This window comes from Zongyangia sp. (genome assembly GCF_965361945.1).
In genome coordinates this window covers 1-17,106 of record NZ_CBDTOK010000039.1, presented here as the reverse complement: position 1 = coordinate 17,106, position 17,106 = coordinate 1, and the positions used below count along the sequence as shown (strand labels likewise).

17 protein-coding genes, 1 tRNA gene and 1 riboswitch are annotated in these 17,106 nt (G+C 50.6%); of the genes, 11 read left to right on the top strand and 7 right to left on the bottom strand.

Features of this window, described 5'->3' with window-relative positions:
- The 3 genes from ACZ25G_RS02505 to ACZ25G_RS02495 form a co-directional block, all read right to left on the bottom strand.
- A partial coding sequence (locus ACZ25G_RS02505) for an acid shock protein (protein ID WP_463681430.1) occupies positions 1-582 on the bottom strand: 582 nt, incomplete at its 3' end.
- 246 nt (positions 583-828) lie between these two features.
- Positions 829-1,983: an LPXTG cell wall anchor domain-containing protein gene (locus ACZ25G_RS02500; RefSeq protein WP_463681429.1), complete on the bottom strand. Its 1,155-nt coding sequence runs from the start codon at positions 1,981-1,983 to the stop codon at positions 829-831.
- Between the two features lie 152 nt (positions 1,984-2,135).
- On the bottom strand, positions 2,136-2,510 hold the full coding sequence (locus ACZ25G_RS02495; RefSeq protein WP_463681428.1) for a hypothetical protein: 375 nt from the start codon (positions 2,508-2,510) through the stop codon (positions 2,136-2,138).
- On the opposite strand from ACZ25G_RS02495, the gene ACZ25G_RS02490 reads away from it, so the two are divergent.
- Complete coding sequence (locus ACZ25G_RS02490; protein ID WP_463681427.1) at positions 2,490-3,680, top strand: cation diffusion facilitator family transporter; 1,191 nt, start codon at positions 2,490-2,492, stop codon at positions 3,678-3,680. The two genes, ACZ25G_RS02495 and ACZ25G_RS02490, sit on opposite strands and share 21 nt — an antisense overlap.
- Positions 3,680-4,291 carry a pentapeptide repeat-containing protein gene (locus ACZ25G_RS02485; RefSeq protein ID WP_463681426.1) on the top strand — a complete coding sequence of 204 codons (612 nt, stop codon included), beginning with the start codon at positions 3,680-3,682 and terminating at the stop codon, positions 4,289-4,291. The genes ACZ25G_RS02490 and ACZ25G_RS02485 overlap by 1 nt, the downstream gene beginning before the upstream one ends.
- Before the next feature lie 45 nt (positions 4,292-4,336).
- Here ACZ25G_RS02485 and ACZ25G_RS02480 read toward each other — a convergent pair whose 3' ends face one another.
- The gene (locus ACZ25G_RS02480; protein WP_463681425.1) at positions 4,337-5,272 is read right to left on the bottom strand and encodes a polysaccharide deacetylase family protein; all 936 of its coding nucleotides are present in this window, start codon (positions 5,270-5,272) and stop codon (positions 4,337-4,339) included.
- Between the two features lie 253 nt (positions 5,273-5,525).
- Positions 5,526-5,632, top strand: a riboswitch (TPP riboswitch).
- 119 nt (positions 5,633-5,751) lie between these two features.
- Here ACZ25G_RS02480 and thiS point away from each other — a divergent pair.
- Genes thiS through ACZ25G_RS02455 form a run of 5 tightly spaced genes read left to right on the top strand, consistent with a single transcriptional unit; the run spans position 5,752 to position 9,335 of the window.
- Positions 5,752-5,946, top strand: a complete 195-nt coding sequence (gene thiS, locus ACZ25G_RS02475; protein WP_191483018.1) for a sulfur carrier protein ThiS — start codon at positions 5,752-5,754, stop codon at positions 5,944-5,946.
- A 4-nt stretch (positions 5,947-5,950) separates the two neighbouring features.
- Positions 5,951-6,757: a sulfur carrier protein ThiS adenylyltransferase ThiF gene (thiF, locus tag ACZ25G_RS02470; RefSeq protein ID WP_191483017.1), complete on the top strand. Its 807-nt coding sequence runs from the start codon at positions 5,951-5,953 to the stop codon at positions 6,755-6,757.
- Positions 6,758-6,796: 39 nt separating this feature from the next.
- Entirely contained in the window at positions 6,797-7,564 is a 768-nt protein-coding gene (locus tag ACZ25G_RS02465) for a thiazole synthase (RefSeq protein WP_191510277.1), read from the top strand.
- Between the two features lie 11 nt (positions 7,565-7,575).
- Positions 7,576-8,724: a 2-iminoacetate synthase ThiH gene (gene thiH / locus ACZ25G_RS02460; RefSeq protein WP_191483016.1), complete on the top strand. Its 1,149-nt coding sequence runs from the start codon at positions 7,576-7,578 to the stop codon at positions 8,722-8,724.
- Positions 8,724-9,335 carry a thiamine phosphate synthase gene (locus tag ACZ25G_RS02455; RefSeq protein WP_463681424.1) on the top strand — a complete coding sequence of 204 codons (612 nt, stop codon included), beginning with the start codon at positions 8,724-8,726 and terminating at the stop codon, positions 9,333-9,335. The genes thiH and ACZ25G_RS02455 overlap by 1 nt, the downstream gene beginning before the upstream one ends.
- A gap of 58 nt (positions 9,336-9,393) precedes the next feature.
- Here the strand turns inward: ACZ25G_RS02455 and ACZ25G_RS02450 are convergent, their stop codons facing one another.
- Positions 9,394-12,012 (bottom strand): calcium-translocating P-type ATPase, PMCA-type, encoded by a 2,619-nt coding sequence (locus ACZ25G_RS02450; protein WP_463681423.1) that lies wholly within the window; start codon positions 12,010-12,012, stop codon positions 9,394-9,396.
- 210 nt (positions 12,013-12,222) lie between these two features.
- On the opposite strand from ACZ25G_RS02450, the gene ACZ25G_RS02445 reads away from it, so the two are divergent.
- The 3 genes from ACZ25G_RS02445 to ACZ25G_RS02435 are packed head-to-tail and all read left to right on the top strand — an operon-like array spanning position 12,223 to position 14,761.
- On the top strand, positions 12,223-12,516 hold the full coding sequence (locus tag ACZ25G_RS02445; protein WP_191483013.1) for a DUF3795 domain-containing protein: 294 nt from the start codon (positions 12,223-12,225) through the stop codon (positions 12,514-12,516).
- 53 nt (positions 12,517-12,569) lie between these two features.
- Positions 12,570-14,483, top strand: coding sequence for an NAD(+) synthase (locus ACZ25G_RS02440; protein WP_463681422.1), 1,914 nt, complete (start codon positions 12,570-12,572; stop codon positions 14,481-14,483).
- 26 nt (positions 14,484-14,509) lie between these two features.
- Positions 14,510-14,761: a kinase to dihydroxyacetone kinase gene (locus ACZ25G_RS02435; protein ID WP_463681421.1), complete on the top strand. Its 252-nt coding sequence runs from the start codon at positions 14,510-14,512 to the stop codon at positions 14,759-14,761.
- A gap of 83 nt (positions 14,762-14,844) precedes the next feature.
- Here the strand turns inward: ACZ25G_RS02435 and ACZ25G_RS02430 are convergent, their stop codons facing one another.
- Positions 14,845-15,852 carry a YeiH family protein gene (locus tag ACZ25G_RS02430; protein WP_463681420.1) on the bottom strand — a complete coding sequence of 336 codons (1,008 nt, stop codon included), beginning with the start codon at positions 15,850-15,852 and terminating at the stop codon, positions 14,845-14,847.
- A gap of 71 nt (positions 15,853-15,923) precedes the next feature.
- Between ACZ25G_RS02430 and ACZ25G_RS02425 the strand changes: the two genes are divergently transcribed.
- Complete coding sequence (locus ACZ25G_RS02425) at positions 15,924-16,889, top strand: LysR family transcriptional regulator (protein WP_463681419.1); 966 nt, start codon at positions 15,924-15,926, stop codon at positions 16,887-16,889.
- Positions 16,890-17,024: 135 nt separating this feature from the next.
- Here ACZ25G_RS02425 and ACZ25G_RS02420 read toward each other — a convergent pair.
- A tRNA-Thr gene (locus ACZ25G_RS02420) sits at positions 17,025-17,100 on the bottom strand.
- Positions 17,101-17,106 lie beyond the last annotated feature (6 nt).

Below are 17,106 nucleotides of genomic sequence, written 5' to 3'. Positions count from 1 at the left end.
TACATTCAGAGCATAGCCGTTGTAGGGGAATTTGAAGGTCTCGCCGGATTTGATGGCTTTGAATGCGTCAGCGGAAACAACATAGCGACCGTTGGTAGCAACTTCGAAGTCGCCATCGATTCTTGCTTTGTTGATGTCGTTCTCGTCGATAACGCCGGTGTCTTTAACAACCAGAGTAATGTCGCCTTCATAAGCGTTGCCAGCGGCATCTTTAGCTTCAACATGCAGAACCATGTCATAATCTTTGACAGCTGCGATGTCCTGGGTCTTCATCTGAACAACCCATCCCAGAGGCTGATTGCCTTCAGTGTCATTGTAGTAAGCCGGGGTGTAAACAGTGGTGGAACCCTGGGTTACTTCAGCGTTGGTGATCTCCAACTGCTCCTGACCATTACCTACAGTAACGTAGAAAGTCTCGCCTGCTACATAAGCGATGGTACCATTGGTCAGCTGCTGGCCAACGCCATCTGCATCATACCAAGCCCATTGAGCGATAGCAGTAGTTGTGTCAATAGCAAAAGCTACGGAAGCCATGCCGATGCACATAACAACTGCAAGAATGAGTGCTAATGCCTTTTTCATTGGTGTTTCCTCCTAAAATTTTCTTTCTTTTTTGACAAGGTCTCCCTTGTCTGACTCTTATTATATCACCCGGCTTCTAAATTGCAATACTTTTTTTTAACTTTTTCTATTTTTCTGTAACTTTTCTGTAATCTCTAAAAAAAGCCGCTGCGTTTTTAGCGAAATAGACAAAGCTTGTACGGTAAAATTAAAAAGGAGTACCATGTGGTACTCCTTTTTAATTACAAAATCTGTTCTTTCGTCAGACTATTTTTTCAGTGCTACAAAACCAGCGGCGGCAGCAACGATAGCGCCGGTTACGGCCAGGCCGATGACATCGTTCGCACCGGTGCTGGGGTTCTCCTTGTCGCCAGCCGCGCCGTTAGAACCCTGATCGCCGGAGTTGATAGCGCCCTCGATCTCGTTAGCGGAGATCACAAATGCGCCCAGACGGTCGGTCTCGAAGGAGACAAACTCTCTTGCCTCGTCATAAGTAGCGTTGTCGCTTACCAGAACTAGGTCCTCGCCCTCAATTCTGTAAACATAAGCCTTGTTGCCAGTGTGGGTAGAACTAAACTCGGTTGCCTCTACATCGATTTTCAGGGTCTGGGGCTGCTTGTTCTGATCGGCAAAGGCCAGAAGCGCAAGAATGTTATCCTCGCCGTATTTCTCAGCAACCTTGTCAATGGACTCATGCTGAGCGCGGAAGTTGAGGGTCTCCTCAATGCCAGCGCCTACAGTTACCTTGTAACCATCATAGGGGAAGACAAACTCCTCGCCCTCTTTGATTGCCTGGAATGCCAGGTAGGAAACAACATATCTGCCGTTGGTGTCAACAACATTGTTGTTGTTCAGTCTTGCGTAATCGATGTCAGAAGCACCGATCATGTCGCTGTCCTGAACAGTGAAGGTGAAGCTATCCTCAAACAGGGTGGTTTTGGTCTCACCAGTGCCAGAACCGGTGGAGTCGGGGGTAAAGGAAGTGCTCTCAGCGGTAACTACTACCTTTACATCGTAGCCCTTAACAGCGGCCAGGTCCTCCGGGCGGATCTGGATGATCCAGTTGTTCTTAGGATTGTTTCCCTTATCATCGTAATAGTAAGCAGCCTGGATGGTGGTGCTACCGCTTACGATGGAGACATCGGTGATCTCGGTCTCTGTCCATGCGCCGCTCTTGTCCTCGGCGGTTGCGGGGAACTGAAACGCGTTAACTACGCCCTCGGATTTAGGCAGGACATAAAAGTCGTCACTATTAACATAGACCGGGCTGGGGGGTGCGTCCATCTCGGTGGTGTAATTGTCGCCGTTCTCATTGGTCAAATATTTGAAGACGATACCCTCTTTGATGTCGATTGCGAAAGAAGCGGCTGCCAGGCTAAAGCACATAACCAAGGCCAGCACAAGAGACAATACTCTTTTCATTCTTTTTCCTCCTGGAATTTGATTTATTTTCGAGCTCTCGTTTGCCCGATGACGCTATTATAGACGGCATTCGCTATATTTGCAATATTATTTTCTTTTATTTGTCATTTATTTGTTACTATTTGTCGACTATTTAATTTTTTTGACAGAGCTCACAAAAAAATTGGTTTTGTTTTCTTCCTTTTCCAAATTTTTATTGCATTTTTATTATATAATGGCAACAAAATGGATAAATATCTCTGTTTTTTTCCACACGATTCCAACAGGCAGAGATTTTCCAGATATTGCGTGTGTTTCTTTGTATTTTTCGCTGAAAACTTGGCTTTTTTCAAAGATCCTTTTGCAAATCCCTTGTTGAAGCTCTGCATCAATGTTAAAATAAAGAATACGCGCTTTGCACCCCTCCCCCTACAAACACGGCTGGATAGTGCAACGCTGCTTTCTTTATATATAGTAAAGAAACTTGATGCCATTTTAACTACATTTCTCTGATGGGAGAGAATCTGATGACTGATTTCATTATTCAAAAATTTATTAAAAATTATCAGGATACTGGAAATCCCGCTGTACGGGAAAACTACGGCAAACTGGCCGGAGCGGTTGGCATTGTCTCGAATCTGTTTTTATTTGCTATTAAAATTGTTGCCGGTCTCTTATTCCGGAGTATCGCTGTGGTTGCCGATGCCGTCAATAACCTGTCCGATGCCGGTTCTTCCATCATCACCCTGGTAGGTTTTAAACTTTCCGGAAAGCCAGCTGACAAAAAACATCCTTACGGCCATGCCCGGATGGAATATATCACTGGGATGATTGTTTCCTTTGTTATTATCTTTCTGGGCTTCCAGCTGATCTCTTCTTCCTTCTCCAAGGTGATACACCCGGAAGAGGAGACCTTTAGTTGGTTGACGATTGTTGTTCTGCTTATCTCTATTGGCGTCAAGTTGTGGCAGGGTTTATTTAACCGGCAGGTGGGCAAGCGCATCCGTTCAGAGGCTCTGCAGGCTACGGCGGCAGACAGTTTAAACGACGTCTATTCCACCTCTGCCGTACTTATCGGTTCTCTTCTTGCCCATTTCACCAGCTGGCAATTGGATGGTTATCTGGGCATCCTGGTGGCCGCCTTCATCATCTTCTCCGGCATCCGCCTGGTCATTGAAACCGCCAACCCCCTGCTGGGTATGGCGCCCGATAAGGAATTGGTAGAAAGAATCCACCATACCATCCTCAGCTATGACGGTGTCATCGGTATCCACGATCTGGTCATCCACAATTACGGTCCTGACCGTTGTTTTGCCTCGGTGCATGTAGAGGTACCGGCCAGCCAGGATATTCTGGTCAGCCATGACATCATCGACAACATTGAGCACGATTTTATGAATAACTTTCACATCCATCTGGTGATCCACCTAGATCCCATCGTCACCGACGATGCCCGGATTAACCAGCTGCGGGACCAGCTGGAACAGATTTTGAAGGACGTCTCCCCCCAAATTTCCATGCATGATTTTCGTGTGGTCTTTGGGTCCACCCATTCCAATTTGATCTTTGACGTATCCGTCCCCATAGACTTCCCAACGTCCGATAAGGAATTGTGCCACCTCATTTCCTGCCGTGTCAAAGAAATTGGGCGCCAGTATTACACTGTCATTACGGTGGATCGGGACTACACCTCTACCATGAATGAGGAGCAGAATTAATGAATCAGACCTTCCCAGAATATGCGACATTCGAAGGCAAGAAATTTCAGGGCACAGACTTTGCTGACCGGGAATTACACCATGTTTCCTTTACCCGCTGCAGCTTCCGGGGCATGGACATGGCGGCACTGGTTACCAAAGGATGTACCTTCCACTACTGTGACTTTACCTTTGCAAGGCTCAACGAATCCCACCATCAATATACCGCCTTCGCCGGCTGTACTTTTTCCGGCTGCAGTCTCTTCGGCGCCACCTTGATCCAGTGTAAATGTATCGGATCCACCTTTTCCGGCGCTGTGTTCACCGGTATCGAAATCCAAGGCGGCAATTTCTCGGACTGTTACCTGGCCGACAGTGACCTGCGAGGCCTTTGCCTGGATAATATCAATTTCAGCGGAGCCAACCTCCAAAACTGTAACCTAGAAAAGGCAAAGATGCGAAACTGTAATTTTACCCGGGCCCAATTGGCCGGGGCCAATTTGAAGAAAGCGGATATGCAAGGATCTCTGATTGATGGTGTGGACATGCGTCAAGTGAAGATGCAGGATACCCTCATCGACGTGCCCCAGGCAATCCTCATCGCTCACTGTTTGGGCTGTAAACTGGGCTAACCAAAAAGCCAGCCGGAATCTTCCGACTGGCTTTTATTTTTTGCATTAGCCAATTCTTTCATAGGGAAAGACAATGGGCTGTACTTCATTAGTCAAAGGTGCGAAAGTGTAGCCCTGGCTTTTGAGGGTATCGATGACCTGGGGCAAAACGGCAATGGTGTCGGCCTTGTCCCCGCTGTCGTGAAGTAAGATGATACATCTATTTTTATCTTTCGCGCCACAGATAATGCTGTCATGGATCGACTGTTTTGTCGCCTTTTTGCTGGCGTCCTGGGCGGATACGTTCCAATCAAAATAGGTAAATCCCCGGCGGACCATCTCCCCAATAATCATATGGTAATTATCCATATTAAAGGCGTTGATACTGCCACCGGCAAAGCGGAAAATTTTCGGCTTCACCCCTGTGTATCCCTCAATCAACCGGAATTCCTTATCAAAATCCTCCAAAAAGGTATCCACCGTCTGATAGATCTGTCGGTAGTCGTGGCTGTAGGTATGCACTCCGATGGCATGGCCTTCGCTGACAATCCTCTGCATCCGTTCTTTGGCCTGCTCTCCTTCCTGTCCCGTGACAAAAAAGGTGGCCTTCACCTGTTTTTCTTTTAAAATATCCAAGACCTGGGGCGTCAGAGGAGAGGGGCCATCGTCAAAAGTCAAATATACTGTTTTTTCGGCTACTTCCCGCTTGGTAGGCGGTTCTACATATAAATTGGGAAACAGAGACGCATAGTCCAGAACTTCCGGTTCCCAAGCCGCAGCAGTGCTTTCCTCTTTCTGGGGCGGCGTATCCTGTGGCTTATCCTCCTGTTGCTGAAGGGCTGTTTCTTCCTCCAGACGGTTGTTTAACGCCTGGAGTTTCTTCTGATATCCCGACCGGGTAATCAAAAGGGCGGTGGTAAAAGAACAAGAGAGGAGCAACACCAAAATCAGAAGAAGCTGGCTGGTTCTCCGATAAAATTTTGTGGTTGGATGTTTAAGCATAAGGTTTCTCCGCTTTTTATTGTTTTTCTGATTTTTATTTGATTTTCAAACATTTTAACACATGAAACTTTTACCAACAACTATTCCTTTCATTTATTCAAAGAAAAAATACAGTTTATCCAAGATTCATCTTATATTTCTCTTTTTCAACTTCAGAGATACAAAGCCGTCTTTTTTCCCTGCGGAAACTATTGACACCGACAAAAACTGCGCTATACTAAAAAGGTAAGATCCTTGGAAAAAATCAATAGTTGCAGAAGAACTGGGGAGCCAATGAAATTGGCTGAGAGTGAGGTGTGTCCTCTTACCCATGGAACCTGTACGGTTAATACCGGCGTAGGGAGTTTCGTATTTATATTTGCAAACAGAAGCCAAACCTACCGTATCCGGTGGGCTTGGCTTTTTTCTTTGCCCGCTCCCGCTTTTGATTCTGTGGCTCTGTCCAGGATTCTTGATTTTACAAAGGAGATGAGACGCAAATGAAGGTCAATGGCAAACAGGTGGCACTGTCAAAAGAGATGTCCCTGCTGGCATTCCTGCAGGAGCAGGGCTATCCCACCGACAAGGTAGCGGTAGAGCGCAATGGCCAGATTGTCCCCAAAGCCCAGTTTTCCTCTGTTACCCTGATGGATTCTGACCAGGTGGAAATTGTCAGCTTTGTAGGCGGAGGCTGATCCCATGGAGATCTCACTTAACGGAAAAAAGCTGCTGCTCTCCTCCCCCCTTTCCCTCCGCGCGCTGCAGGAGCAGTACTGTCCGGACGCTGACGTATTCATTTATAACGGTTTTCAAACGGATGAGGATCTCCCCCTTCAAGATGGCGACACTGTCGTTCTGATCCGTCGGGGGGAGCTGCCCTCAGAAGAGCAGCTGGAAAGTATGATGGCTGCCCGCCATACCCCCTTTGTCCATGAGCGGGTCAAAAAGGCCAAGGTGGGCATCGCGGGGCTGGGAGGCCTTGGCTCCAACATTGCGGTCATGCTGGCCCGCACTGGCATAGGAGAGCTGGTGCTGGCCGACTTTGACCTGGTGGAGCCCAGCAACCTCAACCGCCAGCACTATTTTATTTCCCATCTAGGCCAGTACAAAACCCAGGCGCTGCAGGAACAAATCCGCCAGATCAACCCCTTTATCCAGGTAAAAACCCACACCGTACGCCTTACCGCTCAAAACGCGGCGGAAATTTTTTCTGGTTGCCAGGTGATCTGTGAGGCCTTGGACCGGCCGCAATCCAAGGCGGAGCTGGTGGCTGCGGTGCTGGAAGGGCTGCCTCAGGCCAAGGTGGTAGCTGCCTCCGGGATGGCCGGCTATGGCAGCGCCAATGAGATCGAAACCCGGAGGAAGCTTTCCCGGCTCTACCTCTGTGGCGATCTTGTCAGCGAAGCCCAGCCGGGACAAGGACTCATGGCTCCTCGGGTGTCAGTCTGTGCCGGCCATCAAGCCAACATGGTTCTCCGGCTATTGCTGGGGATGGAGGAACCATAACCTGTGTATATCCGCATTTCAAACAAAGGAGCGAACAATATGAAAGACACTTTAAAAATCGGGCCCCGGGAATTTCATTCCCGCTTTTTCCTGGGCACCGGTAAATTCTCTTTGGATAAAACTGCCGCAGCCATCGAGGCCAGCGGCACCGAAATGGTCACCCTCGCCCTGCGCCGGGCCAATTTAGGCGGTGAGGGCAACATCCTCGATTACATTCCCAAAACGGTGACCCTGCTGCCCAATACCTCCGGCGCCCGCAACGCCGAGGAGGCGGTTCGCATCGCCCGGCTGGCCCGGGAACTGGGCTGTGGCGACTTTATCAAAATTGAGGTCATCCGGGACAGCAAATACCTGATGCCGGATAACTATGAGACCATCAAGGCAACCGAAATCCTGGCCAAAGAGGGATTTGTTGTACTGCCCTACATCAGCCCTGACCTGATGGCGGCACGGGATCTTGTCAACGCCGGAGCTGCGGCCATCATGCCTCTCGCTGCCCCTATCGGCAGCAATAAGGGCCTCATCACCCGGGATTTCGTCAAGATGCTCATCGATGAAATTGACCTTCCCATCGTAGTGGACGCTGGTATTGGACGTCCCTCCCACGCCTGTGAGGCCATGGAGCTTGGCGCTGACGCCGTACTGGCTAACACCGCTGTGGCCACCGCTCGGGATGTAGTGGCAATGGCTCACGCCTTTAAACTGGCAGTAGAAGCGGGACGGGAAGGCTATCTCGCCGGTCCCGGCCGGGTGCTGGAATATGAGGGAGAAGCCTCCTCTCCCCTCACCGGATTTCTGCAGGACTAGGGGGCTTTTTCATGAATACGATCAATGTAGAAAAACTCAAAGTCAATCTGGAGCGGCCGCTGATGGACACTGTACTGGAAGCCTATGATGCTGTCGATTTTTCCGCTTACACCGGCGACGATGTCCTTCGAGCTCTGGAAAAGGACAGCATTTCCTTAGAGGACTATGGGGCGCTCCTCTCCCCGGCGGCCCAGCCCTATCTGGAGCAGATGGCACGGCGCGCCAAACAGGAAACCGCCTGCCACTTCGGCAATACTGCCGGACTCTATACTCCTCTCTATATCGCCAACTACTGTGTCAACCACTGTACTTACTGCGGATTTAACTGTACCAATAAAATCCACCGCGGGAAGCTCACCTATGATGAAATTGACACCGAGCTGCGCAACATCGCCAAAACCGGGCTGAGAGAGATTCTCATCCTCACTGGGGAATCCCGGTACCACTCGGATGTGGAATATATCGGTCACGCCTGTGAAATTGCCAAAAAGTACTTTACGACCATTGGCATCGAGGTCTATCCCATGGACACAGACGAGTATGCCTATATCCAGCAGTGCGGCGCTGATTTTGTCAGTGTTTACCAGGAGACCTATGACCGCGTCCGCTATAAAGAGGTTCATCTGGCTGGGCCAAAAGCTGATTTCGCTTACCGTTTCAACGCCCAAGAGCGGGCGCTGCTCGGCGGTATGCGCGGAGTCGGCGTCGGTGCCCTTTTGGGGCTGGGTAATTTCCGGAAAGATGCCTTTGCCGCTGGACTTCACGCCAGCCTGTTACAGAAAAAATATCCTCATGCGGAGGTTTCTTTCTCGGTTCCCCGTCTACGTCCTTACATTAATAACGCCGAAAACAACCCTAACGATGTCCATGAAACCCAGCTTTTGCAGATCATGCTCTCTTACCGGCTGCTGCTGCCCTTCGCCGGCATCAGCATTTCCACCCGGGAGCGGCCGGGATTCCGGGACAATGTCATCGGCATGTGCGCCACCAAAATCTCCGCCGGCAGTAAGGTGGGGGTAGGCGGCCATGACGAAGAGGCCAAGGGAGACGAACAATTCGAAATCTCCGATCCCCGTGGGGTCGCAGAGGTAGAGCAGATGCTCTATGCCAAAGGGATGCAGCCGGTATACCGGGACTATATCCGGATGGAGCAGGCGTAATGGTCGTCGTTGTCACCAATCGGAAGTTATGTCCCGGGGACTTTCTCTCCCACATTCATGAGCTTGCCCGTGCCAAACCGGGGCTGATCATCCTCAGAGAAAAGGATCTCCCAGAGGCCGAATACGAGATCCTTTGGAAACAGTGCCAGGATATCTGTTCCACCTATGAAGTTCCGGTGGCTGTCAATTCCCGGCTGGAAACAGCCCGGAGGCAGGGGGCTTCCCACCTTCACCTACCTTTGCACCTACTCCGCCAATATTCAGGAGAACTAAACGGATTTTCTCAGATAGGGGCATCCGTCCACAGTGTGGAAGACGCTCTGGAGGCCCAAGCAATGGGAGCTTCTTATCTGGTCGCTGGACACATCTTTCCTACCAGCTGCAAAGAAGGGGTCCCTCCCCGGGGTCTTTCTTTCCTCAAGGAGGTCTGCCAGGCGGTAAAGATCCCGGTCTATGCCATTGGCGGCATCAATCGGAACCATGTGCCGGAGATCCTGGCTCAGGGGGCTGGAGGGTTTTGCATTATGTCCGAACTGATGGAGTGTCCCGATCCTTATAGGCGGCTTTGTTCCTATCTTTCTTTTGATGTACAACCTTCTGATATAAACTGATAGGCGAACACGCCCGGCATGCTTTTGCATGCCGGGCGTGTTCATTGTCTTTCATGATCTATCGATGGCTGCGAATAAGGCCCAAAGCTTTACTCACTTCCAGAACTACCAGAGGAACCAACGACAGCCCCAACGCCTCCAGATAGAGGACGCCAGAAAGCTGAATCAGTCCAAAGGCTGTGGCCACCGGCGGGATAAACACCACAAAGGCCATCAGAAGCAGGGAAAGAAGGGCCGCTCCACCCAGATACTTGTTGGTAAAAAATCCAATTTTAAACAATGAATGATGGGATCTCATATTAAAGGAATGCACCACCTGGGACAGGGCCAGGACAATAAAGGCCATGGTGCGTCCTCCCTCGATGACGCCGGTGGTAGAGATACCGATCCAGAAGGCGACGAGGGAAAGAAGGGCGAACAATGCGCCCTGCAACACAATGCGCACACCCAGCCCATGGGCGAAGATCCCTTCCTCTTTGGGTTTCGGCGGATGCTCCATTACATCTGATTCTACCGGCTCCATTCCCAACGCGATGGCGGGGAGACTGTCCGTCACCAGGTTGATCCACAACAGCTGCATAGAGAGCAGGGGGGATTGCCGCCACACCAGCATGGCCACAAATACGGTGAGTACTTCCCCGATATTGGTACCCAGCAGGAAAGCCACAACCTTTTTGACATTCTCATAGACGCCTCGGCCTTCCCTGACCGCGTCTACAATGGTGGCAAAATTATCGTCCGTCAGGGTCATATCCGCAGCGCCCTTTGCCACATCGGTACCGGTAATTCCCATGGCGCAGCCTATATCGGCCGCCTTGAGGGCGGGGGCGTCGTTGACGCCGTCTCCCGTCATGGAAACAACTTCTCCCTGGCGCTGCCATGCCTTGACAATACGGATCTTATCCTCTGGGGAAACCCGGGCATATACCGAAATGTGCCGGACCCGCTCCTGCAGCTGTTCTTCACTCATGGCCGCAAGTTCTGTCCCGGTGATGGCGTCATCCCCTTCCAGCTGGATGCCCAGATCCCGGGCGATGGCGGAAGCTGTCACCACATGGTCGCCGGTAATCATCACCGGCTTGATGCCGGCTTTCCGGCAGATCCGCACCGCCTCTCTGGCCTCGGGGCGAGGCGGGTCAATCATCCCCACCAGGCCCACCAGGGTCAGCCCCTGCTCCAGCTCCTCACTGGTGGGGGCAGAGGGAACCTCGGGGATCTCTTTGATCGCTACAGCCAATACCCGCAAAGCCTCTCGGGACAGATCTTCTGTTACCTGACGGGCTCGCTCTATATCTCCGGCGGTGCAGCGCAGGGCCAGTACATCAAAAGCGCCCTTGACGATGACCACATTTTTCCCATCCATCCGGTTGACAGTGGTCATCAGTTTCCTATCCGAATCAAAGGGAATTTCTGCGAGGCGCGGGAATTCTTCGTTGAGTTTCTCTTTGGGCATGCCGTTTTTATAGGCCGCCAGGATAATGGATGTCTCGGTAGGATCGCCGATATGGATCTCCTTGCCATCCTCAAAAGAGACTGCGCCATCGCAGCAAAGAGCCCCATACCGCAGCAGAGCCCGAATGCTTTCCCCATTGTGCTCTGAAATATCCTCCAAGGCGCCAGAAGCTGCGTCATATCCCTTGACCAGGGTCATGCGATTTTGGGTCAAGGTGCCGGTCTTATCTGAGCAGATGACCGAGGCGCTTCCCAAAGTTTCCACCGCGGGAAGACGGCGGATGATGGCATTTTTCTTTACCATCCGCTGTACGCCGATGGAGAGGACAATGGTGACAATGGCGGGAAGTCCCTCCGGAATGGCGGATACTGCCAGGGAGACCGACGTCATAAAGATTTCCATCAGGGGGATGCCGTCGATGATACCCACCACAAAGATAATGGCGCATACGCCTAGGGCCAAAAATCCCAGATATTTGCCCAGCTTGGCAAGCTTCTGCTGTAGCGGCGTCTGGGTCTCTTCTTCCCCTTCCAAAAGACCGGCAATTTTACCCATCTCGGTATCCATGCCTGTGGCGGTAACCACTCCTTTGGCACGGCCATAGGTGACGGAGCATCCGGAATACATCATATTGATTCGATCTCCCAAAGGCGCATTTTCCTCAACGGACGCCGCCGCGTCCTTTTCCGCCGGAACAGATTCTCCGGTCAGAGCTGATTCCTCCGATTTCAGGCTGGCGGACTCCAGAAGCCTGGCGTCGGCAGGGATAAAATCTCCGGCCTCCACCAGGATGATGTCTCCCGGTACCACCTGAGAAGCATCGATGACCTGTTCCACGCCATCCCGAAGAACCCGTGCCCGGGGAGCCGACAGGCTTTTTAAGGCGTCCAAGGCCCGCTCTGCCTTATTTTCCTGGAAAACGCCTAAAATCGCGTTGAGGATCACAATCAGCAGGATGAGCAGCGGTTCAAAAAATTCCTTGGCGTCATGTCCGCCCAGCGCCACCACAAAAGAGACGACAGCGGCCGCAATCAGGATCAAGATCATGACATCCTTAAACTGATCCAAAAAGCGCTGCAGCAGCGTTTTTTTCTTTTTGGCCTTCAGGGCATTGGGGCCAAAGCGTTGGAGCCGCTCCTGAGCTTCCTCTTTAGAAAGTCCCTGTGCGGCATTAACCGATAGTTTTGTCAAAACTTCTTCTCTGCCTGCATGAAAAGGTGTCAACAGTCATCCCTCCAGATAAAAATGAAATATGCCTTTGGAGATATAGGATTTGGCATATTATATCATTTAAATCACATGATAGATAGTGTTATCTCGAAAATTTATGTATAAATTTCAAGGGAAATTGTGGTCAGAATGCTATAGGATCGGCCTGGCTTTTGTGGTATAATACCCCCAGAAGTATCAGCCTTGCCAAAGGGGGAAACCATGATGGAAAAAGTGGTCAGCAGTTGCGGCATCATCTGCAGCGATTGCATAGATTTTGGGCAGGCCTGCGCGGGATGCCGCTCCCTGAAAGGGCAGGTGTCCTGGGCTTCCTATCTCGGTTTTCAGGTTTGCCCTCTTTACGATTGCTGCGTCAACAAAAAGGGACTTGCTGGTTGCGGCGGATGTAATGAGCTCCCCTGCCAGAGATTTTATGATATTCAGGATCCCAGCACAACACGGGAAGATCATCTGCAAGCCATCCGGGAGCGGGTAGCGCTTCTTAAGGAGCAACGCTGAGAATGAATGACAGAAAATCTTGATCAAATACAAAAAGAAAACGAGGATGTGCGATGAAAGACGGATTTATTAAGGTAGCAGTGGCCACTCCCCCTGTCAAGGTGGCCGACTGTGTATACAACGGGGAGCAAGCAGCCGCTATGATCAAGGAGGCTGACGGTCATCAGGTACAGCTTTTGGTCCTGCCGGAGTTGTATCTCACCGGTTACACCTGCGGAGACCTGTTCTTACAAGGGACCTTGTTAGAAGGTGCATTGCAGGCATTAAAAAAGGTGGTGGAAACATCACGGGGATCGGACATGTTGGTTGTTGTAGGCTTCCCCTTTTCCTTTGGTGGAAAACTCTATAACTGTGCGGCGGTCTGCCAGGACGGAGAAGTCTTGGGGCTCATCCCCAAATCCATTTTACCCAATTATGGTGAATTTTATGAGCGCCGCCAGTTTACTCCCGCTTTTGATGGCATAAAAGAAGCCTCCCTTTTTGGGAAAACAGTTCCCTTCGGAACCCAGATTCTATTCTCCTGCCGGGAGATGCCGGAGTTTACCCTGGCGGTGGAAATCTGCGAAGATCTGTGGGCCTATAGTCCCCCCTCTATTGGACATGCGGCAGCTGGTGCCACCGTCATTGCCAATCTGTCCGCCAGCAACGAGACTGTAGGCAAAGACGCCTACCGCCGGAATCTGGTAGCTGGACAATCGGCACGGCTTGTCTGCGGCTATCTCTATGCCGATGCAGGTATGGGGGAATCCACCACCGACATGGTGTTCGCCGGACATGACCTGATCGCGGAAAACGGCGTCATTCTGGCTGAAAGCCGAAAGTTCACCACAGGTCTGACCATCAGCGAAATCGATGTTCAGCGTCTCTCCTTTGAGCGCCGCCGGTTTACCACTTTTCCTTCCTCTGCTGGTGAAGGCTACCTGCAAGTTCCCTTTTCTCTCGACATTCACCCCACCCAGCTGACCCGGCCGGTGAGCAGCCGCCCCTTTATTCCCGCCAACGAAACTGAGCGGGAAAGCTGTTGTGAGGATATCCTCTCCATCCAAGCCCACGGACTGCTCAAAAGGCTGGACCATTCCCGCGCGAAGACAGCTGTCGTAGGCGTCTCTGGCGGGCTGGATTCCGCCTTGGCCCTTTTGGTTGCCATTCGGGCAATGGATTTGGCCGGACGGCCCAGGACGGATATCGTGGCCGCTACCATGCCCTGTTTCGGTACTACGGCTCGGACCCGCGGCAATGCAGAAATCCTCTGCGAACAGCTGGGGGTGACCCTGCGCACCATCGACATCGCTGGCGCTGTGGACCGTCATTTTGCCGATATTGGTAAGAATCCAGAGGAACGGGATGTGACCTATGAAAATTCCCAAGCCAGGGAGCGGACGCGAGTACTCATGGACATCGCCAACATGACCGGAGGCCTGGTGGTAGGCACCGGGGATTTGTCTGAACTCGCCCTGGGATGGGCCACCTACAATGGAGATCATATGTCCATGTACGGGGTCAACGCCTCCATTCCCAAGACTTTGGTACGGCACCTGGTGCGGCATGAGGCCATGAAAGCCGATGATCCCAGGCTGAGGGAAGTTCTCCTGGATATTCTGGAAACGCCGGTCAGCCCTGAGCTGCTCCCTGCCAAGGAAGGGGAGATTCAGCAGAAGACAGAGGACATTGTTGGCCCTTATGAGCTTCATGACTTCTTCCTGTATTATGGCATCCGGTGGGGTTTCTCCCCCAGAAAGGTGCTGCGGCTGGCTGTCTACGCCTTCCAGGGTGAATATGACCGTGAAACTATCCTCCATTGGCTAAAAACCTTCTATCGCCGCTTCTTTACTCAGCAGTTCAAACGTTCCTGCCTCCCCGACGGGCCCAAAGTAGGATCTGTCTCCCTCTCCCCCAGAGGGGATTGGCGGATGCCCAGCGATGCTGTGGCCGCCTTATGGTTGGATGAACTAGAACAGCTTCATTAAAGCTCATCATGTAAAGGAGAAGAAAAATGCTGGAATTTAAATATGATACCCAACTGCTCATCGAGGGGGAGAACCTGGATGAGGATGTGATCAACGACTACTTTCTGGAGCACTTCCAGGGAGATTGTTTGCTCGCAGTGGGCGATGAAAATCTGATTAAAATTCATTTTCATACCAATGAGCCCTGGCAGGTGCTTCAGTACTGCGCTTCTTTAGGGGAAATTTTTGACATTGTTATCGAGGATATGGATCGCCAGGCCAGAGGATTAAAAGGCTAAATCCTTCTATAAACTATAAAAGGAAGGCACTTCCCACAGGGAAGTGCCTTCCTTTTTGTTTATCCTCATACTTTGGGTCTTGATTACCAGATGCCCAGAGCCATCTGCATGCCGAGGCTGACCAGCGCGATGGCGATCCAGCAGCATAATCCTGTCAGTATGGGTTTCCCACCACTTTTGACCAGCTTTACAATATTGGTATTCAGCCCGATGGCTGCCATAGCCATGATGATAAAAAATTTACTCAGCTCCTTAAGCGGGCTTGTCACTGCCGCCGGCAGCTGGAAGACAGTGGTGACCACCGAAGCCAGCACAAAGAAGAGGACAAAGAAGGGGAAAATCTTTTTTAACTGAATCCGTGTGCCGTCTTCTGCCTTCGCTTTGCGGGTACGGATAAAGGCCAGTACCAACGTAATGGGGATAATGGCCAGGGTTCGGGTGAGCTTAACGATGGTTGCCGTATCCAGTGTATTACTTCCATGGATGCCATCCCATGCAGCGGCTGCAGCTGTAACTGAGGAGGTATCGTTGATGGCCGTGCCAGCAAACAGGCCAAAGCCTGCGTCGGAGAGTCCCAGCATACCGCCCAAGGTTGGAAAAATCAGCGCCGCCAGAATATTAAAAAGGAAGATGACCGAGATGGATTGGGCTACCTCCTCATCGTCGGCATTGATGACAGGAGCAGTGGCGGCAATTGCCGAACCGCCACAGATGGAAGAGCCGACTCCGATCAGGATCGCGCTATTTTTCTGTAAACGAAGGGCTTTATATAACACAAAAGCAACGACCAGAGACGTAGTGATGGTGGAAATAATGATGGGAAGCGATTGTTTGCCTTGATAGAGAATTTCTGTTAGGTTCATACCGAATCCAAGGAGAATCACCGCATATTGAAGGATCTTTTTTGAGGTAAAGGTGACGCCGCTGGCACACCACTCTTTATTCTTAAGCAGCAGCGTGATCACCATGCCGATGAGGATTGCAAATACAGGTCCGCCTACAACCGGCAGCCATTTTCCCAAAAGCCATGCCGGAATAGCAATGCCAAGGCAGAGTAAAATTCCTGGTGCGTATGTTTTAATGGTTTTCATGCTTGTCAAATCCTACCCCTCATGTTGTTATTGTCTGAAATCATTGTAGCAGAGTTTTCCAATAAAATAAAATGATTATTATTTATTTTTACATAAATATATTTTATAATATTAAGGGGAGGGATTTTATGCTTGACTTTCGTATTCTCACTTTTTTAACCGTCTGCGAAACAATGCATTTTACTCGGGCCGCAGAACTATTACACATAACCCAGCCAGCGGTTTCACACCAGATTCACGCTCTGGAAGAACAATATGGCGCCCCCCTTTTTTCATATGAAGGCAAAAAATTGCTGCTAACAGACGCAGGAAAACTTTTGAGAGAAACTGCACTGACCATGCGGCATGATGCTGATCTTCTCAAAGCTCGAATCAAACATCTCTGTGATGGCCAGGTAAGCCTTTCCTTTGGTGCCACCTTAACGGTAGGGGAATTTGCTATGCCGTCTCTTCTGGCACAGTATTTACAAAATCATCCGAAGGTTCAGATACAGATGCAAGTAGCTGACACAGAGCAGTTATTGGCCAAGCTAGACCGAGGGGAGATTGACTTTGCCATTGTAGAGGGCGCTTTTCCCCGAAACTCCTATGATTGCCTTCTTTTCACAAAGGAACGGTTTGTCCCAGTCTGTGGTCGCCATTATGTTTTCCAGCATCCTGTCCACACCATCCAGGACCTATTGGGAGAGCGGCTCCTGGTTCGGGAATCTGGGTCTGGCACCCGCCATATTCTGGAACATTATCTGGAAAGTTATAATCTTTCCATCCAGGATTTTGCCCTTCAGGCAGAAATTAGCAATATTGCCGCATTAAAAAACCTAGCTGCCTTCAATTGTGGTATTACCTTCTTATATCAGGTCGCGGCTCAGGAGGAACTGGCTACCGGTATTCTTCGGGAAATTCCTCTGGAAAATTTTGATATTCAGCACGATTTCTCCTTCATCTGGAGAAAAAATAGCTGCTATGGGGAGGATTACAAAAAAGTCTTCGAAGAATTCCACCGTTTATTTGTCGGAAACACCAGGGTCAATCCTTGAATAGTTCTCTCAAACCATATATGGATGTAAGCCATATATAAGAAAAACTACTTCCATAGACATTTCCGTTGCCGGGAAATAAAAATTCAGACATAAAAAGAAAGCCTTAGAATCATCACGATTCTAAGGCTTTCTTGGAGCTGCTAACCGGAATCGAACCGGTGACCTCATCCTTACCAAGGATGCGCTCTACCGACTGAGCCATAGCAGCATATGG